We start from the raw sequence: 25555 nt of genomic DNA, 5'->3' as shown, positions 1-25555 counted from the left end.
CCCGCTCTATTCGATCACGATGAGCGGCTCGCCATATTCGACCGGCTGCCCGTCCTCCACCAGGATCGCCGTGACGACGCCGCCCTTGGGCGCGACGATGTCGTTGAAGGTCTTCATCGCCTCGATGAGCAGCAGCTTGTCGCCGGCGGTGACGCGCGAACCGACCTCGACGAAGGGCCGTGCGTCCGGGCTCGGACGCAGATAGGCGGTGCCGACCATCGGCGATTTCAGCGCGTCGGCATGGCTCGCGGGCGCGGCGGCGGATGCGGCGGGCTTGGCCGCCGGCGGCGGGGGCGGCGGCGCATAGGGCGGCAGCGCGATCGCGCCATGGGCGATCGCCGGCGCCGGCGCCGGCATGCGCGCCGCTCTGATCCGCAGATCGCCTTTCTCGACCTCGATCTCGGTCAGATCGCTCTCGCCGAGCAGCCTGGCGATCTCGCGCAGCAATGTCGCGTCGACGCCCGCTTCGGCGGCGGCGGTTCTCGGTTTGGCGGATGGAGTGCGTCGCGTCGGAGCTTTGCGCGCCATGATTGCTCAGGTCTTTCTTGTGACTTCGTCGAACAGGGCTTCGAAGGCGAGAACATAAGAGGCGGGGCCGAAGCCGGCGATCACGCCGCGGGCCACGGGCGAGACGAAGGAGCGATGCCGAAAAGGTTCCCGCGCATGGACATTGGAGAGGTGGACCTCGACGACCGTCGCGCCCGCGCCCTTGATGGCGTCGCGCAGCGCGATCGACGTATGTGTGTAGGCCCCCGCATTGAGGATGACCGGCGCGCCGGCGCGGCCTGCTTCCTGTATCCAATCGACGAGATCGCCCTCGTGATTGGACTGGCGGAAGACGAGATCGACGCCGCGCGCCGCGCAGAGCTCGGCGAGCCGCGCCTTGATATCGTCGAGCGTCGCGGTTCCGTAGATGGACGGCTCCCGCGCGCCGAGCAGATTGAGATTGGGGCCGTTGATGACGTGGACGGCGGGCATGGATGTCCTGAGCGAGGGGCGCGCGCCGCGCGAGCGAGCCTCCTTTTAGCCGCATTGCCGGCGCGAAGGAAGCCCCGCGCGCCCGGTCCCGCGCCGCGGACCGCGCGTCAGCAGACGCTCTTGCCGCATTTGCGTGTGTTGTCGATCTTGTTCTTGAGCTGCTGATAGCCGACCGCGCCGACGATCACCTCCTTGCCGAGCACCCAGCTGGGCGTGCCGGTGAGATTGAGGCTGTCGGCGAGCTCCATCGACTCCTTGAGCGCCTGGCGCGTCTGGTCGCTCTTCATATCCTTCTCGAGCCGGCTCGTGTCGGCGCCGAGCTCCTTGGCGACGGCGAGCGCCTGCGCCTTGCCGATCTGGCCGCGCGTCGCCAGCAGCTTGCGGTGGAAAGCATAGAATTTGTCGGGCTTGAGCTGGAGGCGCAGGGCGGTGGCGACCTCGGCCGCCTCGGTCGAGCCCTGGCCGAGCACGGGGAAATCCTTCAGCACGACGCGGAGCTTGGGATCGCCGTCGACGAGCCTGGCGAGATCCTCGAGCGCGCGTTTGCAATAGCCGCAGTTGTAGTCGAAGAATTCGACCAGCGTCACATCGCCCGACGGATTGCCGACGACCGCCTGGGCGGCGGAATTGAACAGCTTGTCGGCGCTCTGATCGACGGCCCGGCTGCGCGAATCCGCCTCGGCGACCTTCTGGCGCCGCTCGAGCTCGTCGATCGCGTCGCGGATCACTTCCGGATTGGCGATGAGATAGTCATGGACGATCTTCTCGATCTCCGCCTTCTGCGGGCTCGGCGCCTCTGCGCGCAGAGGGGCGACGACGAGCAGGGCGCCGCCGAGCGCGGCGGCGGCCGAGAGCAGTCGTCGAAAATCGGGGGCGAGCCGGAAGGCCATGGGAGTCTCCTTGCAGGTTTCGCAGATCGGGCGGTCGCCGCCGGATCAAGGCTGAGAGCGGACGCCGTCCTTGAGCAGTATCGAGCCCAATCCGTAATTGAACTTTGCGTCGCCCAACGTGCGCAATTGCAGCGACACCATGATCGTCTGATTGCGCGCCGGCAGCCCTGTCGACGCTTGAGCCTGGTAGACGGACGAATAATTGACCGCCACCGTCGTGCATTCGTCCTTGTAGCCGGCCCCGAGGCCGAGCGCGGCGATCGAGAACAGCGGCGCCGCGCCGGTGACATTGGCGCCCGTCAGGGTCGTAGTCACTGCCGGCGCAATGGTCAAGGAGTTGTACAGATAGCGGCTCATGTCGAAGGTGACCGAGCCGTTCAAGAAATAATTCTTCGTGAGATCATAGCGACCGCTGGCCGAGAAGCCCTGCCGGCGCTGGTCGAATCCGATGACGGGCTGCGAGGCGTAATTGGCGTATTGGAAGGTCAGATTGAGCGGATCGAGATTGAGCGAGCCGATGAGGTCGATCCTGCGGCCCCTCAGCCCATCCGGATCGAAGCGGCCCTTGGCCACGAAGCTCAGCATCGACGAGGGCGCGAAAGCGAAGCGCCCGACCCAGTCGGAGGTGCGCGTGTCGAGTCCCGACGACAGGCCGACATTGGCGGCGTCCGCGGTCGAATAGCCGTTCTTGCCGGCGATCTGGCGCGACTGGCCGGCGAGCGCGTTGACGAAACCGCCATTGGCGAAGGTCACAGTCGCCTGGCCGCCGTAATTGGCGCGCGTGCCCGTCTCGAACCGGTCATAGCCCGAATATCTGCTCCATTCGAAGAGGTTCGAATCGTCGAAGACGAGGCTCTGCGCATCCATATTGACGAGCGAGGGAATGGAGGACTGGTTGGGCCGGGCAACGATCTGCGCGATCGGCTCCACCACGAGATCGCCGAGCGCGCCGCTGGCGAGGATGGGATAGCGCCATTCGACGCCGCCGCCCGGCGTCGCTTGCCCGCGGAATCCATTGTCGGCGCCGTACAGGAACAGCGGCTGCGCCGCATTGGGGATGGGCTGCCAGGCGCCATTATAGGCGGGATAGACATTGTCGGTGTCGTAGTCGAGATAGGATCCCGAGAGGCGCGTGAAGGCGAAAGGAGTCCACAGGCCGCCGAGCGGATCGATCACCTTGCGCTTCCACGATCCCATGAGCGTCGCATGCTCGTAATTGCCGCCGACGCCGCGCAACAGGCAGCGGCTTTGATAAGGGTCCGCCGACGGCGCGTAGAGCTGGCAGACGTTGTAGAGGCCATAGATGCTGTCCAGCGTGCGCGGCTGGATCGATTCGTAGTTGGCGATGCTCGCCGAGGTGCTCGTCACATTGCCGTCGACGTCGATCTGTCCGCCGATCCCGAAGGTCCGCTCCGGATCGACGTCGAAGGCGCGGTTATAGTCGAGCAGCGGATGCACGATCGGCTGCTGCGCCTGCACGTCGTTGGGCGACAGGCCCTGGAAATAGAAGCCGCGAAGATCGAAGAAGCTGCGCGGCCCCTGGCCGGTCAGATAGACGGTGGATGACGATTCACGGAAGAAATAGTTCTGCAGCAGGCTGTTGTACTGCTTGTAATCCTGCAGGAAATAACGGTCGCTGAGCGCCGTCACGTCCCAGCCGAACCGCCATTGGTCGTTGAGGTAGATTTCGCCGTTGCTCTGCACCGCGCCGCGCCAGCGCTTGTCGCGCGCGCCGTAGGGCGCATAGGCGAAGGCGCTCGGATCGCCGACATGCGTGCCCTCGACGTTGATCGTGAAGCCGCCGTTCTCCAGCTTGTGGCGGAATTGCGCCGAGAGGAACGGCCCCTGCCGCGAGAAGCCGGTCGGCGTGATGGTGAGGTCGTAATTGGGCGCGAGCGCCCAATAATAGGGAATGGAGACGCCGTAGCCGATCTGCGAGCGATAGGTGAGCTCCGGATTGAGAAAGCCGGATTTTCGCTTCACGCTCGGATCGGGCGACCAGAAATAGGGCAGATAGGCGATCGGCGCGCCGAGCAGCTCGAGCGACGCGTCCTCGTAATAGACGACTTTCTCTTCATTGTCGTGGATGATGCGCTTGGCGCGCACCACCCACAGCCGCGGCTTGGACGGATCGTCGCTGCAGGCGTCGCAGGCCGTATAGCTGCCGAGATCGAAGACCGTCGTCTCGCCCGCGCGTTCGGCCCGCGGCGCGCTGAAATGGGCGTTGTCCGGCGTCTCGACGCGAAGGCTGTCGATGAAGCCCGCCTTGAAGTCGTCGGTCAGATCGAAGCGGTCCGCATGGACCACCGAGCCGTTGGTCTCGGTCAGCCGCGCATGGCCCTCGGCGTAGACGCGCTGCGAGCCGCGGTCGTAGACGACGCGGTCGGCCTCGAGCGTGCGGCCCTTGTAGAAAATCTTCACGTCGCCCGTCGCGGCGACGCTGTTGCGCCTCTCGTCATAGGCGAGCTCCTTGGCCTCGACCAACATTTTGGCGGGGCTCTCCGCCGGAGGCGGAGCCGGCGCGGCGGGCGCGACGCGCGGCTTGGCGTCGACGAGACAGGAGCCGGCGAGAACAAAGGCCGAGCCGAGAAGGACGGCCAACGCCAACCGCACGTCGAAGGGCAGGTTCCGTGGCGGCGGACGGCCGAACGCCGCGGCCGGCCGTCCGGGCCGCTCCGCTTTCTGCTCGCGATGACGGCGATGACGGCGGCGCCCCATCAGCCGTCCTCCGAATACAACAGACTGACTGCGCCCAGCATGCTTCCGACGAGAGCAGGCGACCACGCAGCGACGAGCGGGCTGATCACCCCGGCTCCGCCCAGGTCGGAAAAGAGTTTCGTAACGATATAAAGCACGAAGCCGGCCACGACGCCACCCGAAACGGTTCGCGCGATTCCCCCCATTCGAAAGAACCTTAACGAAAAGGAAGCGGCCACCAGCACCATGGCGACGAGCAAGAGGGGCCGCGCCAGGAGCGTTTGAAACTGTAGGATGTAACCGGTCGGATCGAGGCCGGCGTCGCGCGTCTTCTCGCCGAGCTCGAGCAGGTCCCAGAACGGCGCGCCCTGGGGCGGCGTCGTCGCCGACGCGAGCTGCTCCGGCGTCAGGTCGGTCGCCAGCAGATAAGAGCCGACCGCGCGCGATTCCTCCCCCGGCGCATTGACCCGCGCCTCTTCGAGCACGAAAACGCCGGCGAGCAGCCTGGCGCGCGCCGCCTCGACCCGCTCGAGGAACACGCCGTCCTTGGCGTAGACATTGACGCTGACGCCGGCGAGCCGCGCCCCGCCGGCCTCATAGCTCGTTGCATGGAGGATCGCCGTGCCGTCGACGCCGGTGAGGCGGAGCCATTTGCTGCGATCGACGCGCACGCTGCCCTGGACGCCGAACAGATCGAGCTCCATCTGGTCGGAGCGCTGCTTCATCACCGCCGAGACCGGATTGTAGAGCGTCACCGACACGACGCCGATCACGAGCGCGACGAAGGCCGGCGGAAACAGGAACTGCCAGACCGAAACGCCGGAGGCGCGCGCGACGACGAGCTCGAGCTTGCGCGTCAGATCGACGAAGGTCGCCATGGCGCCGAACAGAACCGCGAAAGGCAGGATCGTCTCGGCCGTCGCCGGCACGCGCAGGATCGTCATCAGCGCGACCGTATCCGCACTGGCCTGGGGAATGTCGCCGGCCCGGCGCAGCAGCTCGACGAAATAGATGACGAACATCAGGCAGAACATCGTCGCGAAGATCGCCAGAATCGTTTTGGCGAAGCGCGCGGCGAGATAGCGGGACAGCGTGAGCCCGATCATCCCGCTCGCCCGGGGCGCGGCGCCCCCTCCGCATTCGCAACGCAGTTCGGCATCGCTCTGGCCGATATCCCTCGAAACGTCGCGACGCCCCGGCCGCCTCCCGGTCGAGAGCCGCGGCCCCTCTCTTTCGCCAGCGCTCGCTAAACCGTCCCTGCGCCTCACGCAAGCCTCGGGCATCGACGAGAGGTCCACGTCCTCCTCGAAGCTGACCGGCGCTCGAGGCTTTTCCGGGGCGGAAGGCGTTCCATATCCGCCGTGCGGAACGAATTGACCCTCGCCCGTCTCGGGAGGATATTCGGCGCAATTCCAACTCGGCCGCGCCGACTCCTGTTCCCCCGCGAGAGGTAGAAATGTCCGCCAATGTAAAGTTCGACGTCATGTCTTTCGGGGAGGCCGAGCGGCGCCTCGCGGCGGCTCCGTCCGAAGGGGAGAGGCCGCTCGCGCTGATCGCCTTCGCCGGCGCCAAGCTGGCGCAGGGCGGCGAGACGACCACGATCCTGCGCGACGCGCAGCCGCAGATCGCGCGCGCCGCGGCGGCCGCCAAATTCACCGGCAAGCGGGGGACTTCGCTCGATCTCTACGCGCCGGCGGGCCTTCCCTCGGTCGGGCGGCTGATCATCCTGGGCGTCGGTCCGGCGGGCGAGGGCGAGAACGGCGACAAGGCGGCCGAACGCTTCGACGATCATCTCGGCCTCGGCGGGCAGGTTGCGGCCAAGCTCGGCCAGGGCGCGACCGCGCTCGTCCTGTTCGACTTCCCCGAGGCGCCGGCCGATGCGGCCGCCGCCGCCGGCCAGTTCGCGCTCGGCGCGACCCTGCGCGCCTATAAGTTCGACCTCTACCGCACCAGGAAGAAGAAGGACGATTCCGAGCGCGAGGGCGCGAGCGACGTCGCGCTCGCCGTCGCCGAGCCGGAGGCGGCCCGGACGAGCGTCTCGTCGGCGCTCGGCCTCGGCGATGGCGTCCTCATCGCGCGCGACCTCGTCAACGAGCCGGCCAATGTGCTCTATCCGGAGGAATTCGCCCGCCGCGCCGCCAAGCTCGCCGATCTCGGCGTCGAGGTGGAGATCCTCGACGTTCCCGCGCTGCAATCGCTCGGCTTCCGCGCCCTGCTCGGCGTCGGCCAGGGCTCCGCGCATCAAAGCCGCGTCGTCGTGCTGCGCTGGAACGGCGGCGCGACGGACGCGCAGCCCATCGCCTTCGTCGGCAAGGGGGTCTGCTTCGACACCGGCGGCATTTCGATCAAGCCGGCCGCCGGCATGGAGGATATGAAGGGCGACATGGCGGGCGCCGCCGCGGTCACCGGCCTGATGCACGCGCTCGCCGTGCGCAAGGCCAAGGCCAATGTGATCGGCGTGCTCGGCCTCGTCGAGAACATGCCGTCGGGCGAGGCCCAGCGTCCGGGCGATATCGTGACCTCGCTCTCCGGCCAGACGATCGAGATCATCAACACCGACGCGGAAGGCCGGCTCGTGCTGGCCGACGCGCTCTGGTACGTGAAGGACAAATACAAGCCCGCCTTCATCATCGATCTCGCGACGCTGACCGGCGCCATTCTGGTGGCGCTCGGCCAGGAGCACGCCGGCCTGTTCTCCAACAACGACGAATTGGCGCACCGCATTCTCGAGGCCGGCAAGGCCACCGGCGAGAAGCTCTGGCGCCTGCCGATGGGCCCGGCCTATGACAAACTGATCGAGTCGAAATTCGCCGACATGAAGAACACGGGCGGGCGCCACGCCGGCTCGATCACCGCGGCGCAATTCCTGGAGCGCTTCGTCGACAAGACGCCCTGGGCGCATCTCGACATCGCCGGCGCCGGCATGGGCTCGCCCGCCTCCGACATCAATCAGAGCTGGGCCTCGGGCTGGGGCGTGCGCCTGCTCGACCGCCTGGTGAAGGATTATTACGAGAGCGCGTGATCGCGAAGATACGAGCGCGCTGCTCGCCGTGTCCGCGAGCAGCCGCGCGGGGCGCGATAAAGGCTGGATTTGCCGCTGCCGTTCGGTTCGGTCCCGTGACGATATCGAGCCGGTCGAGCGGGGGACAACGAGGTCCCGAAGCGAGCGATAGCCCGAGGCGGCGAGGAGCAGAGCAGGGAAGGGCGCCTCCGCCGGCGCCGCGGCGCGTCAGAGCGAGCGGGAGAAGCGCAGCACGCCGCCTTTGGCGCCCTTGAGGATGAGGTCCGACCCCTGCGTGTCCCAAAAGGGGCCGGAGAGCATCACGGCCCAAAAATCGCGTTCGACCGCCTGCAGCGCCGGATCGCATTTCGAGTCGGCGACCGCCGGCATCGCCTTGGGCCCCAGCCGATTGGCGCCGACCACGAACACCCCCGACCAGGATTTGCAGCCCGAAAAGCCCGAGCCGCGCATGGTCGAATCGATGCGGAGCCAAATGTCGGCGGGCGATGACTTGCCGTTTATATCCTTGAGATTGAAAATGAAATTGTGCGGGAACGGCTTGTAGGTCAGGATCTGCTGCTCCTGCTGCTCGCCCTCCTCCTCTTTCTGTTCCTTGGCCGCCGGCTCGCGCTTGCCCTTCGCTTCGGCGGCCGTGAGAAGCCCGAATGTCGAAAAGCCGATGAGCAGGGCGGTCAGAACTTTCTTCATTCCTCGATCCTTCTTCCCAAATCGCTGTTGCGCAAGCTGCATGCCGGGTATGGCTTTTTTTGCGATGCGCCGCGCGCCGCGTCGCGGGAGCTCACAACATGCTGGGCAGAACGCGGTCGGGCGGGCGATGCCCGTCCATGAAGGTCTTGATGTTGATGATGACCTTCTCGCCCATGTCGACGCGGCCTTCGTTGGTGGCTGAGCCCATATGCGGGAGCAGGGTCACCTTGCCGGATTTGGCGAGCTTCAAGAGCTTGGGCGATACGGCCGGCTCGTGCTCGAACACGTCGAGCCCGGCTCCGGAGATCTCGTCGGCCTCGAGCATGCGGATCAGCGCATTCTCGTCGACGATCTCGCCGCGCGCCGTGTTCACCAGAATGGCGTGCGGACGCAATTGCTTGAGCCGGCGCGCGGAGAGCAGGTGGTAGGTCGCCGGCGTATGCGGGCAATGAATCGACACGATGTCGATGCGCGCCAGCATCTGGTCGAGCGACTCCCAATAGGTCGCCTCGAGCTGGTCTTCGATCTCGGCCGGCAGGCGGCGGCGGTTGTGATAGTGGATCGACAGTCCGAAGGCGCTCGCACGGCGCGCCAGCGCCTGGCCGATGCGGCCCATGCCGACGATGCCGAGCCGCTTGCCCGTGATGCGGTGGCCGAGCATCCAGGTCGGCGACCAGCCGGCCCAGGCGCCGTCCGGAATGGTGCGCGCGCCCTCGACCAGCCGGCGCGCGACGGCGAGGATCAGCGCCATGGTGAGATCGGCCGTATCCTCGGTGAGGACGCCCGGCGTGTTGGTGACGGTGATCGACCGCCGCAATGCCGAGGCGACGTCGATATGGTCGACGCCATTGCCGAAATTGGCGATGAGTTTGAGCTGATCGCCGGCCTGACCGATCAGGCCGGAATCGATTCGGTCGGTGATGGTGGGCACCAGCACGTCCGCCGTGCGCACGGCCTCGACGAGCTCCTCGCGCGTCGCCGGACGGTCCGACACGTTGAGACGCGTGTCGAACAGCTCGCACATGCGCGTCTCGATCACCTCGGGGAGCCGACGAGTCACCACGACGAGCGGCTTCTTTTTCGCCATCTTCCCCTTCGTCCTCCCGCCTCGCCCGACTATGCTCGCCACGCGGCGGGCCACAGCCGTGCTTTCGGAACGAAAAACCGTCTCTTCAACCTGGCCTTAACGACGATGGATGAAAAGACCGTTTCGCCGCCCGCGCCGCCTTCCCTCAAAGCTTCCTATCAGATGGCGGGACAAAGACAAGACGAGGCGTCGCTCCGGCCGATAGGAAGCCTTCGCGAGGACAACGCAGACAATGCCCGAATCGCCGATCCTCCGCCCGCGAAACGCCGGACCGGGCGCGCGCCGCGCCGCCGCTCTCGCGCTCGCCGCCGTGCTGGCGTGGGCCGGCGGGACCGCGGCGCAGCAGCAGATCGGCCCGGTCTCCGGCCTCGCTGTCCCGCGCTTCGTGAGCCTGAAGTCGGACCGGGTCAATCTGCACGAGGGCCCGAGCAAGGAGCATCCGACCCTCTGGGTCTATGAGCGCGCCGGCCTGCCGGTGGAGATCACCGCCGAATTCGAGACTTGGCGCAAGATCCGCGACTCCGAAGGCACGGAAGGATGGGTGCTGCACTCGCTTTTGTCCGGCCGCCGCACGGCGCTCGTCGCCCCTTGGAAAAAGGAACCCGCGCTCGCCTACGCCCGCGACCGGCGGACTCCGCTCGTCCGGCTCTCGCCCGGCGTCATCGCCAATCTGCGCCTGTGCGACGGGAGCTGGTGCCGGGTCTCCGGCGACGGCTTCGACGGTTATGTGAAGCAGGAAAATCTCTGGGGCGTCTATCCGGGCGAGAAGATCGATTGAAGCCGAAGCTCACGCCCATGCGGGCGAGGCTATCGCTCCGTGAGCTCCATGAAACGGATTCGATTGCCGAAAGGGTCGACGACCTGGAGCTCGAGACGCCCGCCTTCGTCCGCGAGGGCGGGCTTCATATAGCGGTAGTTCCCGGCCGAGAGCTCCGCGTGGAGCTCGGCGATTCCGGTCATATAGACGCAGACGGCGCCGCCCGGAGTCGCGTCTCCCGCATGCTCGGACAGATGCAGCCGCAGAGCGCCGCGCGAAACCTGCGTGTAGAGAGGAAAGTTCTCGCCGTAGCGGTGCTCCCAGTCGACGACGAAGCCGAGAAAGCCGAGATAGAACTCATGGGCTTTGGCCACGTCGAAGATGCGGACGATCGGCACGACCCGCTCGAACTCGATGCTCACGTCGAAGCGCCCTCCCGCGCGGGCGCGCCGTCCGCGTCCGCGTCCTCGTCCTCGGCCAATCTCACGATGACGTCGACGCGCGTGATTCGCATCCCGGGCGGCGGCGCGGGCAGATTCGCCACGTCGACCTCGGCGCCCGGAATATCGACCAGGGCGTCGCCGTCCTCGATGAGAAAATGATGGTGCTCGCTGACATTGGTGTCGAAATAGACGCGCGCGCCGTTCACCGCGATCTCGCGCAGGAGACCGACGTCGGTGAACTGGTGCAGCGTGTTGTAGACGGTGGCGAGCGAGACCGCCAGCTCGGCGGCGAGCGCCTCTTCATAGAGCTTCTCCGCCGTCACATGGCGATGGCCCGCGCGAAACAGCAGTTCGCCCAGCGCCACGCGCTGGCGGGTCGGCCGCATGCCTGCGGCGATGAGCCGGCCGCGCAGCCTGCGCGCAACGTCCCTCGCCCGATCGACCTCGGCGATCCGCATGTCGTCCTTCATCGCCGCGCGATCCCGCTCCGTTTTGTGGCACGTTCCTGAATACAATAGGAAAGCTCACGGAAAAGAACAACTTTTTCCTCGCCCCGGTCGGCGATCGGGCGTTCGGCGGCCTCGGGCATGGCGTTTTGCCCGAGGCCGTGAGACAAGCGGCCGTGTGACGAAAAGATGACAGACGCCGAAGGGCTCCCGTTCTCGTATCGGGTCCCTCGGCGCCGTATCATTTCGATCGCTCGCGAAAAATGAGAAGCTCGCATGCGAATTCGCGATTTTGCCCGGGGCGCGGGCGCCCTGCTGGCGACGGCGGTCGTCGCCGGACGGGCGCTCGCCCTCGATATTTCGGGAGCCGGCGCGACCTTTCCGCTGCCGGTCTACGCCAGGTGGGCGCAGAGCTACAGCAACGAGACCGGCAATCGGGTCAACTACCAGTCGATCGGGTCCGGCGGAGGCATTCGGCAGGTGAAGGCCCGCACGGTCACCTTCGGCGCCTCCGACCAGCCGCTCACCGCCGCCGAGCTCGACGCGGCCGGCCTGATCCAATGGCCGCAGGTGACGGGCGGCGTCGTCGCGGTCGTCAACCTCGATGGAATCGCTGCCGGCGATATCGTCCTCGACGGCGCGACTCTCGCGCGCATCTATCTCGGCGAGATCACCCGCTGGGACGATGCGGCCATCATTGCGCTCAACCCGAAAACGAAGCTGCCGCGGCAGCCGATCGTCGTCGTGCATCGCTCCGACGGATCGGGCACGACCTTCTGCTTCACGGATTATCTCTCCCGCGCTTCGGCGAAATGGAAGGAGACGGTCGGCGAGAATGTCGCGGTGGAATGGCCGCTCGGCATGGGGGCCAAGGGCAATGAGGGCGTCGCCAATAATGTCGCCAACGCCAAGGGCGCGATCGGCTATGTCGAATTCGCCTATGCGAAACAGAACGGCTTGACCGTCGTTCATATGGTCAATCACGACGGGAAGGTGGTCGCCCCGAGCAAGGATAGTTTTCGCGCCGCCGCGGCCAATGCCGATTGGGCGCATGCGCCGGGATTTTTCCGCCTGCTGACGGATCAACCCGGCGCGCAATCCTGGCCGATCGCCGCCGCGACCTTCATCCTTCTGCCGAAGACGCCGAAAGATTCGGAGGCGGCGCGCGTCGCGCTGAAATTCTTCGACTGGGCTTTCGTCAAGGGCGGCGCGGCGGCGGAGGAGCTCGATTACGAGCCGATGCCCTCCAATGTGATCGCGCTGATCCGAAAGAGCTGGAGCGAGAATTTGAAGGACGCGGACGGAAAGCCGCTGATCCGTTAGATTCTTCCGTTAACGAAGGGCGCACCCTTCTCCCGCTCGCGGGAGAAGGAGAAACGCGTGAGTCTCGCAATCCGAGGCGCGCCTTGGACCCTCACGACGCCGGCTTGGCGGCCTCGGCCGGCGTCACCTTCAGCACGGTGATGCGATTGCGCATCTTGCGCATCACTTCGAAGCGGAAGCCATGGAAATTGAACACTTGGCCCGCTTCGGGAATCGCCGCCGCCTCGTGGATCACGAGGCCGGCGATGGTCGTCGCCTCTTCGTCCGGCAGGCTCCAGTCCATCACGCGGTTGAGATCGCGCACCGGCACGGCGCCGTCGACCAGCACGGAGCCGTCCGGCTGCGGACGCACGCCCTGCATGGCGAGATCATGCTCGTCGCGAATGTCGCCGACGATCTCCTCGAGAATATCCTCGAGCGTCACGAGACCCATCACCTCGCCATATTCGTCGACGACCAGCGCGAAATGCGTCTTGCGCTTCAGAAAGGCCTGCAGTTGATCCTCGAGCGTCGTCGATTCGGGCACGAACCAGGGTTCGAGCGCGATGTCGTCGATGTTCAGCTTGGAGAAATCCGCATGCGCGGCGTCGAGCGCGCGCAACAGATCCTTCGAATGGACGACGCCGATGAAATTATCGGTCCGGTCGCGCCAGAGCGGCATGCGCGTGAAGGGCGAGGCCAGAACCTCGCGCACGATCTGCTCGGGCGGCAGATCGGCGTCGATCGTGCGCATCTTGGTGCGGTGGATCATCACATCGCCGACATGCAGGACCTGCAGATCGAGCACGCCGCCGAACATGTCGCGCCAATTGCGTTCGACGGTGCCCTCCTCGTGCAGAATGTCGACGGCGCTCTTCAATTCGTCATAGGGCGAGAGCAGCGTGCGCCCATGGCCGATCTCGACGCCGAACAGCTTCAGCACCGCGCGCACGAAGGCCTCGACCGCGACGAGCAGCGGGCCGAACACGGCGACGAAGACATTGATGACGCGCGCGACGCGCAGCGACAGGCGGTCCGGATGATTGATCGCCACGGTCTTGGGCAGCACCTCGGCGAACACCAGCAGCAGCACCGTCATGATGATGGTGGCGTAGATCGCGCCGCTCTCACCGGTCAGATAGACCAGCACGCTGGTGGTGAATGCGGAGCCGCCGATATTGACGAGCGTGCTGCCGAGCAGCAGCGCCGCGATCATGCGATTGCGGTGACGCAGCAGGCGATTGACCAGGCTCGCGCGCCGGTCGCCTTCTTTCTCCAGCGCGTGCATATGCGCGTGGGAGGCGGCGGTCAGCGCCGTTTCGGAGGCGGAGAAGAAGGCCGACAGCAGAACACACAGCAGCACGATGGCCGAGGCGAGCCAGATGTCGATGTCGAGGCCGGTGTCGGCGCCGCCGTGCATGAGCTACTCGCGCGCGATCTCGTCTTTGAGGAAGCTGCGCGCGGCGTCCACATCGACGCCCTTTGCGACGAAGGAGCGGCCGATGCCGCGCAGCAGGATGAAGGTGAGCGCGCCCTTCTCCACCTTCTTGTCCTGGAACATGGCGTCGAGCACCGCGTCGGCGTCGTCGCGCCAGCCGGGAATGTCGCGGATGCGGGTCGGCAGGCCGACGCGCGTCAGATGGCGCTCGATACGCTCGGCCTCCTGCAGGCTGCACATGCCGAGGCGCGCCGAGAAGCGCAGCGCGCAGACGAGGCCGATGGCGACCCCCTCGCCATGCACGAGGCGCCCGCTGTCGTAATGGACGAGCCGCTCGAAGGCGTGGCCGAACGTATGGCCGAGATTGAGCAGCGCGCGGTCGCCCTGCTCGGTCTCGTCGCGCGCGACGATCTTCGCCTTGGCGCGGCAGCTCACCGAGATCGCCTCGACGCGCGCGGCGCGGTCCGCGAACACCGCCGAGGCGTTGCTCTCCAGCCATTCGAAGAAGAAGAAATCGTCGATGAGGCCGTATTTGACGATCTCGGCATAGCCGGCGCGGAACTCGCGCAGCGGCAAGGTCGCCAGAGCGTCGACGTCGGCCAGCACCAGAGAGGGCTGATAGAAGGCGCCGACGAGATTCTTGCCTTGCGCCGTGTTGATGCCGGTCTTGCCGCCGACAGAGGAATCGACCTGCGCCAGCAGCGTCGTCGGAATCTGCACGAAGCGCGATCCGCGCCTGACGCTCGCCGCGGCGAAGCCCGCGAGATCGCCCACGACGCCGCCGCCGAGCGCGACGACGACGTCGCGCCGCTCGATCCTGGCCTCGAGAATTTCTTCGCAGACGCGCTGGAACACGGGGAAGGACTTCGATCCCTCGCCGGGCTCGACGACGATCACGCTCGTGCGAATCCCGCGCGTCTCCAGGCTGTGGCGCAGCACCGGCAGCTGCAGGCGCGCGACATTGGCGTCGGTGACGATGGCGCAGGCCGCGCCCGGCGCGACGCGGGCGATGTGGTCGCCGGCCTGATCCAGCAGCCCGGCGCCGATGACGATGTCATAGGCGCGCTCGCCGAGGCCGACCGGCACGGTCTGCGGCTCGATGGCGCGCGGCGGGGGCCGCGAGGTCATGAAACGCGAGAGCCCCGTCGCGGCCGCGCTCTCCGGCTCGCCCTTCGCCCAGCCGTAGAGCGCCGCCAAAGTCTCCTCCACCATCACCTCATGCGCGACGTCGCGCGACAGCACGGCGATATCCGCCTGCCGATAGACCGGATAGCGCTCGTCCATCAGGCGGCGCAGCACGGCCGCCGGATCGCTGGTCTGCAGCAGCGGACGATCGCCCTTGCGGCGCACGCGGCGCAGCAGCACGTCATGCGCGGCGTCGAACCAGATCGAGACGCCGCGCTCCTTGATCCGCTCGCGCGTTCCCTCGTCCATGAAGGCGCCGCCGCCGGTCGCCAGCACGCAGGGCTCGCCGGCGAGCAGCCGCGCGATGACCCTCCGCTCGCAATCGCGGAAATGCGCCTCGCCATATTTGGCGAAAATATCGGGGATGGACATGCCCGCGGCGGCGGCGACGATCTCGGCGTCGGCGTCCTTGAACGGCAGGGCGAGCCGCTGCGCGAGACGCTGGCCGATGGAGGTCTTGCCGGAACCCATCATGCCGACGAGCACGATCGAGCGGCCGCCGAGCGCGGCGCGCAGAATCGCGCCGCCGCGCCCGTCGGACGGCCAGCCGATCCGCGCCGGCTCCGATTCGCCCATTGCTTGCGCTTTGTTCATGGGTGGGCAATCTACACCGCGTCCGCCGGAAATTCAGCACCGATTCATGGTTTCCGCCCGCTATTCGGGCAGAAGCGGCTCCAAGAAGCGGCGGATGTAGTCGAGGACCCGCGGCTCGGCGAGATCGGCGCGGCGCGAGGCCAGGCGCACGCCGGCGAGCTCCGGCTGCGCCTGCGACGCGATGAAGGCCCCGACCCGCCGCTCGAGCGCCGCCGCCGTCTCGGCCGAATGGACGATCCGCATACAGGCGACCCGCGCCCCGGCCAGAACCACGGTCCAGCACGGCTCCAGCCGAACCTCCCCCGGCGCGACGCCGGTCTCCTCATGGAGTTCGCGCAGCAGATTGTCCTCGAGATCGACGAAGCCGTCGCGAATGTCGCTAGGGTCCGGCGTGCCGGCGGGAAAATAGATCGCGCCCGGCACGGAATGAGCGGCCCCCATCTCGCCGAGCAGGAAGGCGCCGTCCACAGAGCGCAGCGCGGGCATGGAGAAGCAATTACGCACCCCGTCCCCTGGAAAGCCGAAGTCGCGCCAGGCGAGAAAGCGGGAAAAGCGGGTGAGGAAAAATTTCACCTGCAAGGTCGTGACGCCGCCGGCGTCGCGAATCGGCTCGATCTCGTGAGCGAGCAGGATCGGCCCGTCGAAGAGCGCGGGATTGGCCGCATGGCGCTCGCGCCAATGGGCGTCGATCTCTTCCGAGCGCTGCCGCTCGAAGGCCCAATCATGCTCGCAGACGACGCATTGCAGGCGCTCGACGGTCAGGAGCTCGATCGCCTGGGAGATGTCTCGCGCGCTCACGGCTCGAGCTCCCCGCTCATTACTCCGACCGTCCGCCCGGCGACCGAAACGCCGGCGAGGCGTCCCGATTCGATTCGCGATCCGACGATGATCCGCGACGGGCGCCCCATCCGATATCCCTGCTCGATGACGAATTCATGCTCGCCGTCCTCCGGCGCTTCGAAAGCGTGGGCGACCGCGGCGAAGGCGGCTGCCGCCGCGCCCGTCGCCGGATCTTCGTCGATGCCGACGCCATGCGGGAAGGAGCGCGCGAGCACCGCGCTGCTCTCCTCCATCGTCTCGGTCGTGTAGAGATAGGCGCCGCGCGCCGAGCCGAGGACCGCGCCGAAAGAGGAGGGGGCCGGCCGCGCGCGGTTCAATGCGGCGCGCGAATTCACCGGAACGAAGAGAAATTCGACGCCGGCGGAAAAGAGCGACGGCGCGTGCCGCCGAAAGCCGATGTCGGACGACTCGAGTCCGAGCGCGGCCGCGATCGCCGCGACCGGCGGCGGCGGCCCTCCGCGCTCGGGCAGGCGCGGCGCGGCGAAACGCGCCGAGACGAGACCGTTCGCGCCCGTCGCGACATCGCAGCGGAGAACGCCGATTTCCTCCTCGAGCGCCACGGCGAGCCCATGGCGCGCCAGCATGTCCGGCGCGCGCCGCCACGCGATCAGCGCGGCGGCGCCGACCGTCGGATGGCCCGCGAAGGGAAGCTCCGCCGAGGGCGTGAAGATGCGCAGCCGCGCCGTGTTCACAGGGTCGCGCGGCTCCAGCACGAAGACTGTCTCGCTCAAATTGAACTCGCGCGCGATCGTCTGCATCGTCGCGCCGTCGAGCGTGTCGGCTCCGAGCACCACGGCGAGCGGATTGCCGGCGAAGCGGTGGTCGGCGAAGACGTCCAACGTATGGAAGCGCAGCTTCATCACGGCCAAGTCGGCTCGTCTTGAATCGCCAGTATGGCCATCGAATCGCGGAATTCGATCATTTCGACGATGCGGCCGTCCTCGAAGCGGGCGAAATCCGCGAGATCGACGCGGCCGCGGCGGCCGGTGCCGCGATGGCGCCATTCCACGCGGCGCCTGACCGCCACGCGGCCGCCGTCGACGATGATGTCCTCGACCTCATGGTTCGACTGTTCGAATTCGATATGGACGGCGCGCACGACGGCGATCAGCGCCTCTATGCCGATATGCCGGCCCGCATAGGGAACGCGCGACTTGTCGCCGACGAACTCACATACGACGTCCGGCGAATAGAGATCGCGCAGCATCGCGAGATCATGCGGCGTCTCGGCGCGCCAGCACGCGAGCAGCCGGATGCGGCGCACGATCTCGGCGCGATCGAGACCGGCCGGGCGAGCAGCAAAAAAATCGTCCAGATCGGTCATGCCCGGCCTCTAGGGACATTGCGGGGGCTCCGGTCGCATCGGCCGCCGGACGCCCCTCGCCTCGAGTCGAAAGCGCGTCTCATTTGTCGAGACGCGCCTCGTCCGCTCTCGGCCCCCAGCCATGATAATCGAGATATTCGTACATCTCGACGATCGATCCGTTCCGCCACCGCAAGAAATGCGCCATATCCAATGTGCTGATTCGGCCGGTTCCGCGCTGCCGCCAGGAATTGCGCCAGCGCACTGCCCCTCTCTCCCCTTCGACCAGAATGTCGAGCACTTCGAATCCGAGCGGCTCGTATTCGATGTCGGTCAGTCGGATATTCTCCTTGAACGCCGCGACTCCGCGCAGCTCGCCGGGCAGGAACAACCCTTCCTTCGCGCCATAATAGCGAACGACGACATCCGGCGCGAAATATTTCATCATCGCGTCGATCGCTCCGGTCATGCGGAGTTGCGTGATCGCGCAGATGTCGCCCTTGAGCGCGCGGCTCCGCTCTTCGTCGCTCTCGTCGGCCTTGGGATGCAATCGCCCTCTCCCGCCGCGACGAGAGCCGGCCGGCCCTCGCGCGCGGCGCAATTCGAGCGCGCGATGTCGGTTTCGCCTTCGGCGGCGCTCAGTTGCGGTCCTTGTCGACCAGCCGGTTCTTGCCGATCCACGGCATCATCGCGCGCAGCCTCGCCCCGACCTCCTCGATCGGATGGGCGTTGTTGCGGGCGCGGGTCGCCTTGAACGACGTCTGGTTGACCTTGTTCTCCAGCATCCAGTCGCGGGTGAAGCGGCCGGATTGGATGTCCTCCAGAACGCGCTTCATCTCGGCCTTGGCGTCCTTGCCGATGATGCGCGGGCCGGTGACATATTCGCCATATTCGGCCGTGTTGGAGACCGAATAGTTCATATTGGCGATGCCGCCCTCATAGATGAGGTCGACGATGAGCTTCACCTCGTGGAGACATTCGAAATAGGCCATCTCCGGCGCATAGCCGGCCTCGACCAGCGTCTCGAAGCCGTTGCGGATCAGCTCGACGAGGCCGCCGCAGAGCACGACCTGCTCGCCGAAGAGGTCGGTCTCGCATTCCTCGCGGAAGGTCGTCTCGATGACGCCCGCGCGGCCGCCGCCGATCGCCGAGGCGTAGGAGAGGCCGAGCTCGAGCGCATTGCCGGAGGCGTTCTGATGCACAGCGATGAGGCAGGGAACGCCGCCGCCCTTCAGATATTCGCCGCGAACGGTGTGGCCCGGGCCCTTGGGCGCGACCATGATGACGTCGAGATCCTTGCGCGGCTCGATGAGATTGAAATGAATGTTGAGGCCATGGGCGAAGAACAGCGCCGCGCCGGGCTTCAAATTCGGAGCGAGCTCGGCGGCGTAGATCTCGCCCTGCAGCTCGTCCGGCGTCAGCAACATGACGACGTCGGCCCATTTGGCCGCCTCGGCCACCTCGAGGACCCCGACGCCGGCGCCCTCGGCCTTCTTGGCGGAGGCCGAGCCCTTGCGCAGGGCGACGGCCACGTCGGCGACGCCGGAATCCTTGAGGTTCAGGACATGGGCGTGCCCCTGGCTGCCATAGCCGACGACCGCGACCTTCTTGCCCTTGATCAGATTGATATCGGCATCCCGATCGTAATAGACGCGCATGTGCCTTTCGTCCTGCGGTTGGCGACGACCTCCCCCTTTCGCTTTCAGCATGGGCGACGGTCAATATCCGAGTTCCCGTCCTTCTACGCGGCGCGGGGCGGAAGGTCAAAGGGCGGGACGGCGGGTTCAGGCCGTCGCGGTCAGCCCCAAAAGCAATGACAGGCGGGCGCGCACTTCGGCGAGCGTTTCCTCCGGGACCCGGCCGAGAGGCCGGCATCCGCGCGCCGCGCGATCCACCGCGCGGATCTGGTCGACGAGAATCGCGCCCGTCACGCCGGCGCCGTTTGGAATCAGGACCTTTGTCGGCCACGGCGCCACATTGGATGTGATCGGGCAGACAATCGCCTTCGCGTCGCGGACATGGAATTCCGCGTCGGTCAGGACGAGCGCTGGGCGCCGGCCGTCCTGCTCCCTTCCCGCGACCGGCCCGAAATCGATCCAGACGACGTCACCCGCCCGCAGTCTCTCCTTTTCCCCGGCTGAAATCGTCATCGATGATCTCCGCGCCGACGTCCTCGCCCCACGGCTCGAGAGGCGGCGCGTTTTCAGGCCCCAATCGATCCATCTCCGCGATCATATTCGCGAGCGTGAGCGGCGCGCGCGCCGAAACCGGCCGCACCTCGATCTCCACCTCTTGCCCCTCCGTCAGCCGCAGCTTTTCGACGAGGCTCTCTGGCAGACGCACGGCGGCGCTGTCTCCCCAACGGGCGATGATAGCGCGCATGGGTCGCTCCCTCGGTTCTCGCCAGACTATCGCTAAACGCGCCGCGACTCAAATCGGCTCCGGCCCGCGCGAAATGGCCGCGACGCCGGTGCGGGAGACCTCCACGAGCCCGATCGGGCGCATGAGATCAACGAATTCGTCGATCTTGTCGGGCTTGCCTGTGAGCTCGAAGATGAAGCTCTCGGTGGTCGCGTCGACGACGCGGGCGCGGAAGGCGTCGGCGAGCTGCAGAGCGGCGGTGCGGTCCTCGCCCTTGCCGCGCACCTTGACCATGGCGAGCTCGCGCTCCAGCGAGCGAGCCGAGACGGTGAGATCGGTCACCTTGTGCACCGGCACGAGGCGCTCGAGCTGATGCTGAATCTGCTCGATCGTCTCCGGCGTGCCGGAGGTCACGACGGTGATGCGCGAGAGATGTTCGGCATGGGCGACCTCGGCGACGGTCAGGCTCTCGATGTTGTAGCCGCGCCCCGAAAACAGGCCGACGACACGCGCCAGCACCCCCGGCTCGTTGTCGACCAATACCGAAAGCGTATGCGTCTCGACATTGGACCGCGCCGTCGGCGAAGAATAGGGCGAGGGAGGGGAGAGGGGAGCGTTCATGTCGTTTCCCGCGAGTGAGGAGTGAGTGGCGAGGAGTGAGTGCGGAGCAGAGAGCGCAGAGCGACTACTCACTACTCACCCTTCTCACACCAGCATCTTGCCCTTCTCGTCGATGATCGAGCCGAGCTCGACTCCGGCGTCGTCGGAGAGATCGGCGAGCAGCATGTCGTTGTGCGCCTTGCCCGAGGGGATCATCGGGAAGCAATTCTCGACCTTGTCGACGACGCAGTCGAAGAGCACCGGCCCGTCATAGTCGATCATCTCCATGATGGCGCCGTCGAGTTCCGCGGGGTCCGAGCAGCGGATTCCCTTGCCGCCGAAGGCTTCGGCGAGCTTCACGAAATCGGGCAGCGCCTCGGAGTAGGAGTGCGAATAGCGCCCGCCGTGCAAGAGCTCCTGCCACTGGCGCACCATGCCCATATATTCGTTGTTGAGGATGAAGACCTTCACGGGCAGGCGATATTGGATCGCCGTCGACATTTCCTGAATGTTCATCAGGATCGAGGCTTCGCCCGCGATGTCGACGACGAGCGATTTCGGATGGGCGAGCTGCGCGCCGATCGCGGCCGGCAGGCCATAGCCCATGGTGCCGAGCCCGCCGGACGTCATCCAGCGATTGGGCTCGTCGAAATGATAATGCTGCGCGGCCCACATCTGATGCTGGCCGACCTCGGTGGTGATGTAGGGATCGCGATCCTTGGTGAGCGCATAGAGCCGCTGCACGGCGTATTGCGGCTTGATGACCTTGTCCGAATTGCGGAAGGCCAGCGACTTGCGCTCGCGCCATTCGCCGATCTTCTTCCACCAGGCGTCGAGCGGCTGCTTCTCGGCGTGCATCGCCTCGGCGCGCCAGACGCGCACGAGGCTCTCCAGCACATGGGCGCAATCGCCGACGATCGGCAGATCGATCTTCACATTCTTGTTGATCGAAGAGCGGTCGACGTCGATGTGAATCTTCTTCGACCCCGGCGAGAAGGCGTCGAGCCGTCCGGTGATGCGGTCGTCGAAGCGCGCGCCGACCGCGATCATCAGATCGCAATCGTGCATGGCGTTGTTGGCCTCGAATGTTCCGTGCATGCCGAGCATGCCGAGCCAATTGGGGCCGGAGCCGGGATAGGCGCCGAGGCCCATCAGCGTCGAGGTGACGGGAAAGCCGGTGAGCGAAACCAGCTCGCGCAGCAGGGTCGACGCCGCGGGACCGGAATTGATGACGCCGCCGCCGGTGTAGAAGATGGGCCGCCTGGCCGCGGCCATCAGCTTCACGGCGCGGCGGATCGCATCCGTATCGCCCTCGAGCTTGGGCTGATAGGTCTTGTGATGGACGTTGCGCGGGCCGGTGTAGGCTCCGCCGGCGAATTGCACATCCTTCGGAATGTCGATGACCACCGGGCCGGGCCGCCCGCTCGCGGCGACATAGAAGGCCTCGTGCAGCACGCGCGGCAGGTCTTCTATGCATTTCACGAGATAATTATGCTTGGTGCAATGACGCGTGATGCCGACCGTGTCGCACTCCTGGAAGGCGTCCGAGCCGATGAGATGGGTCGGCACCTGGCCGGTGATGCAGACGAGGGGAATGGAGTCCATCAGCGCGTCGGTCAGGCCGGTGACGGTGTTGGTGGCGCCGGGGCCGGAGGTGACGAGCAGCACGCCCACCTTGCCCGAGGAGCGGGCGTAGCCCTCGGCGGCATGGGCCGCGCCCTGCTCGTGGCGCACGAGGATGTGCCTGACCTTCTCCTGGTGGAAGAGCGCGTCGTAGATCGGAAGCACGGCCCCGCCGGGATAGCCGAAGATAATCTCGACGCCCTGATCCTTCAGGGCTTCGACGACCATTTCCGCTCCGGTCATATGCTTGGCCATCCTCGTCACTCCGATCGGCTCATCGACGTCGCGCTGACGCGCGGGCAATAAAAAAGGCCCTCGAAGGGCCTCGGGATAAGCGCCGGCGGCGGAAGCTCGGGTCAGCCCCGATCCGTCTCCAGCGCCCGACTTACGAGAAGAATGTCGCCCACGGCTCCGCTCCTTCGAGAAATTCCGAATGGAATGTTACGAGAGAAGCCGGAGCCGGTCAAGCCGCTGTCCGGGTTCTCATCCGGCTCCACGGGGCAAGCGCTCGACAGGGAGGGAAGCGTCCGTTGATCGTCGCCGAGCTTCATCCTATCTTCGACGCACGGTCGGATCCATCGCATTCGATGTGATGAAATTCGTCGAGACGCTCGAGAATGCGGGCGTCGCGACCGCGCGGGGCCGAGGTCGCGACGGTCGAACTCACCTTCGCGATCCGCCACTCGTCTTCCGGACCTCCTCGAGGTCCCGCCTCGATCGGCCGAACGCCATGACCTCGGAACGCCCCGCCGCGCCGTGCAGCCGAGGCTTTCGCTCGGCCCTCGCCGGCGTCGCGCTGGTCTTCTGCGGAGCGCTGCTCGCCGCGCTCGCCCTGACGCCGATCGGCGCGCTCGCCATCGCGATCGCCCATCGGCTCCACGCCGCGGGAGTCGCGACCTTATGGGCGGATCGCACGCAGCTCGCCGCCGTCGCCATCTTCGCTGCGACCTATTTCGTCGTCGCGACCGGCGCGGCGCCGGGCCTGCGGCTCGATCGCGCCGGGGCGGCGCTGCTCGGCGCGAGCCTGATGGTCGGCTTCGGCGCGCTGCCGCTCGAGGGCGCCTATCGCGCCATCGATTTCGATACGATCACGCTGCTGCTCGGCATGATGATCGTCGTCGCCAATCTGCGCCTCTCCGGCTTCTTCCGCCTCGCCGGCAATGTCGTCGTCTCCCGCGCGCGCAGTCCTCTCGCGCTGCTCGCTTCGATCGTCCTCGTCTGCGGCGCCTTCTCCGCCTTTCTCGTCAATGACGCGATCTGCCTCGTCATGACGCCGCTCGTGCTCGATCTCGTCCGCAGACTGAAGCGCGATCCCGTTCCCTATCTTCTCGCCATTCCGCTTTCCGCCAATATCGGCAGCGTCGCCACGCTCACCGGCAATCCGCAGAACATGATCATCGGCGGACTGTCGCACATTCCCTATGGCGTCTTCGCCGCCGCGCTCTGGCCCGTGGCCGCGGCGGGACTCGTCGCGACGATCGCGCTCGTCGCGCTCCTCCATCCGCGCGAATTCCTGACGCGCGCGCCGCTACCGCTCGTTCGGCCTGCGCCGGCGCGGGCGCGCCCCTTGCTGGTCGCGAAATCCGTGATCGTCACGATCGCGATGATGATCCTGTTCTTCGCCGGCCAGCCGGTCGCCGAGGTTGCGATCGTCGGCGGCTCGCTGCTCCTCCTCACCCGCCATGTGAAGGCCGAGAAAATCTACCGTGAGATCGACTGGCCGCTGTTGCTGATGTTCGTCGGCCTGTTCATCGTCGTCACTGGCCTCGAGCGGACGGCGCTGACGCCCGAGCGCGTCGCCGCCATGGGCCGGCTCGATCTCGACTCGAGTCCGGTCCTCGCGGCGGTTGCTGCGGCGCTCTCCAATCTCGTCAGCAATGTGCCGGCCGTGCTGGTGCTGAATCCCTTCGTCGCCGGCCTCGCCGACCCGCAGCGCGCCTGGCTCGTCGTCGCCATGGCCACGACCCTCGCCGGCAATTTCACTCTCGTCGGCTCGGTCGCCAATCTCATCGTCGTCGAGCGCGCCCGAGCCGCAGGCGTCGCCATCGGCTTCTGGACCTATTTCAGGGTCGGCGCGCCCCTCGCTCTTCTCACCATCGCAATCGGCGTGGCGCGCCTGTGAGCGCGGCGGGAAAATTCGCGCCGCCCCTCGATCGCCGGCAACTTTCTGAACAAGAAAACGTTTTTCTCCAGATGGAAATGTGACGCGAAGGAGGTCGAGATGGCGAGCGCACATCATGGGCTCGGGCTGATCTCGAGCGAACATATCGTCGGCGCGCGGGTCTATGATCCGAGCGGCAAGGAAATCGGCGAGATCGATCATCTGATGATCGATCCGGAAACGGGACGCGCGCGCTACGCCGTCGTGAATTTCTGCGGCTTCATGTGTCTGCGGCCCGGCCATCACGCCGTGCCGTGGAGCACGCTCTGCTACGACAAGGACAGACAGCGCTACACGAGCGACGTCACGTCCGAGCAGCTCGAGGCCGCGCCGGAGTTCGACGCGGAGAGCTGGACCGATCGCGACTGGGAGAGGCGCGTTCACGCGCATTACGGCGCCGCTCCTTATTGGGAGAGCGCCGCGCAGTGAAGCGCGGGCTTAGAGAACTCTCGTCGAATGCCGTTCGATCAGGCTTCCGGCGGCGTCGGCGTGGGTCTGGGCGAGATCGTGACCGGCGCCGGGGACGACGTGAAGGCGCGCGTTCGGGAGCAGCGCCTCCAGCCGTCTTCCGACGGCGGGCGGGCTGATCGCATCGTATTCGCCCCAGAGAAGGAGCGTCGGCGCTTCGATCGAAGGAATCCGCGGGGATAGGTCCTCGACCGGCTCGGCGATCCATCGCGCGGCGCGCGGATAGAGGCGGAAATAGCTTCGTCGCCAATCCGCGCCCCCGAGGTCCGCGACAGGCACGCCGGCCGCCGCGGCGGTCAGCACGAGGCGCTCGACCTTTTCGGGAGCCGCGAGCGCCGCTACGAGGGCGACGAAGCCGCCCATGGATTGGGCGACGATGTCCACCGGCTCGCTCATGCGATCCAGCACCATCGCGACGAGATCGTCGATCCCGTTCACGCCGGCGTCGGCCGGCTCGTTTCCCAGTCCCGGCCAAGCGAAGAACACGCCGTCGAGGCCGGCGCGATCGGCCGCCGGCCGCCAGAACGAGGCGCTGCCGCCGGCGCCGGGGAGAAACAGGGTCTTGGTCATGCGTTCATGATCATAGCGAATATCGAGGCGAGGAGCCGAAATCGACAGCGGATCGCGCGCCGGCGTCGGGGCCGGCCACAGGTCGACCGTCGGCGGAGGCCAT

General features: G+C 66.7%; 26 protein-coding genes. 5 read left to right on the top strand and 21 right to left on the bottom strand.

Annotation, left to right across the window (positions count from 1 at the left end; translation table 11 throughout):
- Positions 1–6: 6 nt before the first annotated feature.
- The 5 genes from accB to lptG all read right to left on the bottom strand — a co-directional run bounded on the left by accB (position 7) and on the right by lptG (position 5671).
- A complete protein-coding gene (gene accB / locus AC6IW9_RS01565) occupies positions 7–528 on the bottom strand; it encodes an acetyl-CoA carboxylase biotin carboxyl carrier protein (RefSeq protein WP_497768306.1) in 522 nt (173 codons plus the stop codon).
- 6 nt (positions 529–534) lie between these two features.
- The gene (gene aroQ / locus AC6IW9_RS01560; protein WP_497768303.1) at positions 535–978 is read right to left on the bottom strand and encodes a type II 3-dehydroquinate dehydratase; all 444 of its coding nucleotides are present in this window, start codon (positions 976–978) and stop codon (positions 535–537) included.
- A 107-nt stretch (positions 979–1085) separates the two neighbouring features.
- On the bottom strand, positions 1086–1868 hold the full coding sequence (locus tag AC6IW9_RS01555; protein ID WP_497768301.1) for a DsbA family protein: 783 nt from the start codon (positions 1866–1868) through the stop codon (positions 1086–1088).
- Positions 1869–1913: 45 nt separating this feature from the next.
- The gene (locus AC6IW9_RS01550) at positions 1914–4586 is read right to left on the bottom strand and encodes an LPS-assembly protein LptD (protein ID WP_497768298.1); all 2673 of its coding nucleotides are present in this window, start codon (positions 4584–4586) and stop codon (positions 1914–1916) included.
- Positions 4586–5671, bottom strand: coding sequence for an LPS export ABC transporter permease LptG (gene lptG, locus AC6IW9_RS01545; protein ID WP_497768295.1), 1086 nt, complete (start codon positions 5669–5671; stop codon positions 4586–4588). The genes AC6IW9_RS01550 and lptG overlap by 1 nt, the downstream gene beginning before the upstream one ends.
- A 350-nt stretch (positions 5672–6021) precedes the next feature.
- Here lptG and AC6IW9_RS01540 point away from each other — a divergent pair, with 350 nt between their 5' ends.
- On the top strand, positions 6022–7587 hold the full coding sequence (locus tag AC6IW9_RS01540) for a leucyl aminopeptidase (protein ID WP_497768292.1): 1566 nt from the start codon (positions 6022–6024) through the stop codon (positions 7585–7587).
- 207 nt (positions 7588–7794) lie between these two features.
- Here the strand turns inward: AC6IW9_RS01540 and AC6IW9_RS01535 are convergent, their stop codons facing one another.
- Complete coding sequence (locus AC6IW9_RS01535) at positions 7795–8274, bottom strand: META domain-containing protein (RefSeq protein WP_497768289.1); 480 nt, start codon at positions 8272–8274, stop codon at positions 7795–7797.
- A gap of 91 nt (positions 8275–8365) precedes the next feature.
- Positions 8366–9361 carry a 2-hydroxyacid dehydrogenase gene (locus AC6IW9_RS01530; RefSeq protein WP_497768287.1) on the bottom strand — a complete coding sequence of 332 codons (996 nt, stop codon included), beginning with the start codon at positions 9359–9361 and terminating at the stop codon, positions 8366–8368.
- 232 nt (positions 9362–9593) lie between these two features.
- Here AC6IW9_RS01530 and AC6IW9_RS01525 point away from each other — a divergent pair, with 232 nt between their 5' ends.
- Positions 9594–10139 carry an SH3 domain-containing protein gene (locus AC6IW9_RS01525; protein WP_497768285.1) on the top strand — a complete coding sequence of 182 codons (546 nt, stop codon included), beginning with the start codon at positions 9594–9596 and terminating at the stop codon, positions 10137–10139.
- Between the two features lie 29 nt (positions 10140–10168).
- Here the strand turns inward: AC6IW9_RS01525 and AC6IW9_RS01520 are convergent, their stop codons facing one another.
- Positions 10169–10540: a glyoxalase superfamily protein gene (locus AC6IW9_RS01520; RefSeq protein ID WP_497768282.1), complete on the bottom strand. Its 372-nt coding sequence runs from the start codon at positions 10538–10540 to the stop codon at positions 10169–10171.
- Positions 10537–11031, bottom strand: coding sequence for an iron response transcriptional regulator IrrA (gene irrA, locus AC6IW9_RS01515; protein WP_497768280.1), 495 nt, complete (start codon positions 11029–11031; stop codon positions 10537–10539). The genes AC6IW9_RS01520 and irrA overlap by 4 nt, the downstream gene beginning before the upstream one ends.
- A gap of 252 nt (positions 11032–11283) precedes the next feature.
- Here irrA and pstS point away from each other — a divergent pair, with 252 nt between their 5' ends.
- Entirely contained in the window at positions 11284–12330 is a 1047-nt protein-coding gene (gene pstS / locus AC6IW9_RS01510; protein ID WP_497768277.1) for a phosphate ABC transporter substrate-binding protein PstS, read from the top strand.
- Positions 12331–12421: 91 nt separating this feature from the next.
- Here pstS and AC6IW9_RS01505 read toward each other — a convergent pair whose 3' ends face one another.
- The 11 genes from AC6IW9_RS01505 to AC6IW9_RS01455 all read right to left on the bottom strand — a co-directional run bounded on the left by AC6IW9_RS01505 (position 12422) and on the right by AC6IW9_RS01455 (position 22508).
- Positions 12422–13729, bottom strand: a complete 1308-nt coding sequence (locus tag AC6IW9_RS01505; RefSeq protein ID WP_497768274.1) for an HlyC/CorC family transporter — start codon at positions 13727–13729, stop codon at positions 12422–12424.
- 3 nt (positions 13730–13732) lie between these two features.
- Positions 13733–15526, bottom strand: coding sequence for a 3-dehydroquinate synthase (gene aroB / locus AC6IW9_RS01500; RefSeq protein ID WP_497768271.1), 1794 nt, complete (start codon positions 15524–15526; stop codon positions 13733–13735).
- Between the two features lie 60 nt (positions 15527–15586).
- Positions 15587–16324, bottom strand: coding sequence for an NUDIX hydrolase (locus tag AC6IW9_RS01495; RefSeq protein WP_497768268.1), 738 nt, complete (start codon positions 16322–16324; stop codon positions 15587–15589).
- Positions 16321–17226, bottom strand: coding sequence for a PhzF family phenazine biosynthesis protein (locus AC6IW9_RS01490; protein ID WP_497772373.1), 906 nt, complete (start codon positions 17224–17226; stop codon positions 16321–16323). The genes AC6IW9_RS01495 and AC6IW9_RS01490 overlap by 4 nt, the downstream gene beginning before the upstream one ends.
- Positions 17226–17690 (bottom strand): nuclear transport factor 2 family protein, encoded by a 465-nt coding sequence (locus tag AC6IW9_RS01485; protein WP_497768265.1) that lies wholly within the window; start codon positions 17688–17690, stop codon positions 17226–17228. The genes AC6IW9_RS01490 and AC6IW9_RS01485 overlap by 1 nt, the downstream gene beginning before the upstream one ends.
- A 79-nt stretch (positions 17691–17769) precedes the next feature.
- The gene (locus tag AC6IW9_RS01480) at positions 17770–18219 is read right to left on the bottom strand and encodes a nuclear transport factor 2 family protein (RefSeq protein WP_497768262.1); all 450 of its coding nucleotides are present in this window, start codon (positions 18217–18219) and stop codon (positions 17770–17772) included.
- 88 nt (positions 18220–18307) lie between these two features.
- Positions 18308–19327, bottom strand: coding sequence for a ketol-acid reductoisomerase (gene ilvC / locus AC6IW9_RS01475; protein ID WP_497768259.1), 1020 nt, complete (start codon positions 19325–19327; stop codon positions 18308–18310).
- Between the two features lie 126 nt (positions 19328–19453).
- Entirely contained in the window at positions 19454–19819 is a 366-nt protein-coding gene (locus tag AC6IW9_RS01470; RefSeq protein WP_497768257.1) for a type II toxin-antitoxin system PemK/MazF family toxin, read from the bottom strand.
- Positions 19776–20051: an AbrB/MazE/SpoVT family DNA-binding domain-containing protein gene (locus AC6IW9_RS01465; protein WP_497768254.1), complete on the bottom strand. Its 276-nt coding sequence runs from the start codon at positions 20049–20051 to the stop codon at positions 19776–19778. The genes AC6IW9_RS01470 and AC6IW9_RS01465 overlap by 44 nt, the downstream gene beginning before the upstream one ends.
- 48 nt (positions 20052–20099) lie before the next feature.
- A complete protein-coding gene (ilvN, locus tag AC6IW9_RS01460) occupies positions 20100–20651 on the bottom strand; it encodes an acetolactate synthase small subunit (protein WP_497768252.1) in 552 nt (183 codons plus the stop codon).
- An 84-nt stretch (positions 20652–20735) separates the two neighbouring features.
- Positions 20736–22508 carry an acetolactate synthase 3 large subunit gene (locus tag AC6IW9_RS01455; RefSeq protein WP_497768249.1) on the bottom strand — a complete coding sequence of 591 codons (1773 nt, stop codon included), beginning with the start codon at positions 22506–22508 and terminating at the stop codon, positions 20736–20738.
- 475 nt (positions 22509–22983) lie between these two features.
- Between AC6IW9_RS01455 and AC6IW9_RS01450 the strand changes: the two genes are divergently transcribed.
- Together AC6IW9_RS01450 and AC6IW9_RS01445 are read left to right on the top strand one after the other, a co-directional pair.
- Positions 22984–24375 carry an anion transporter gene (locus AC6IW9_RS01450; RefSeq protein WP_497768246.1) on the top strand — a complete coding sequence of 464 codons (1392 nt, stop codon included), beginning with the start codon at positions 22984–22986 and terminating at the stop codon, positions 24373–24375.
- Between the two features lie 99 nt (positions 24376–24474).
- Positions 24475–24843, top strand: a complete 369-nt coding sequence (locus AC6IW9_RS01445) for a PRC-barrel domain-containing protein (RefSeq protein WP_497768243.1) — start codon at positions 24475–24477, stop codon at positions 24841–24843.
- Between the two features lie 9 nt (positions 24844–24852).
- Here the strand turns inward: AC6IW9_RS01445 and AC6IW9_RS01440 are convergent, their stop codons facing one another.
- Complete coding sequence (locus tag AC6IW9_RS01440; RefSeq protein WP_497768240.1) at positions 24853–25452, bottom strand: alpha/beta fold hydrolase; 600 nt, start codon at positions 25450–25452, stop codon at positions 24853–24855.
- Between the last annotated feature and the right edge of the window lie 103 nt (positions 25453–25555).

It is taken from the genome of Methylosinus sp. shoA (assembly GCF_059718125.1).
Note: the sequence above shows the minus strand (reverse complement) of the source record. Positions and strands in the feature narration are given on the sequence as shown.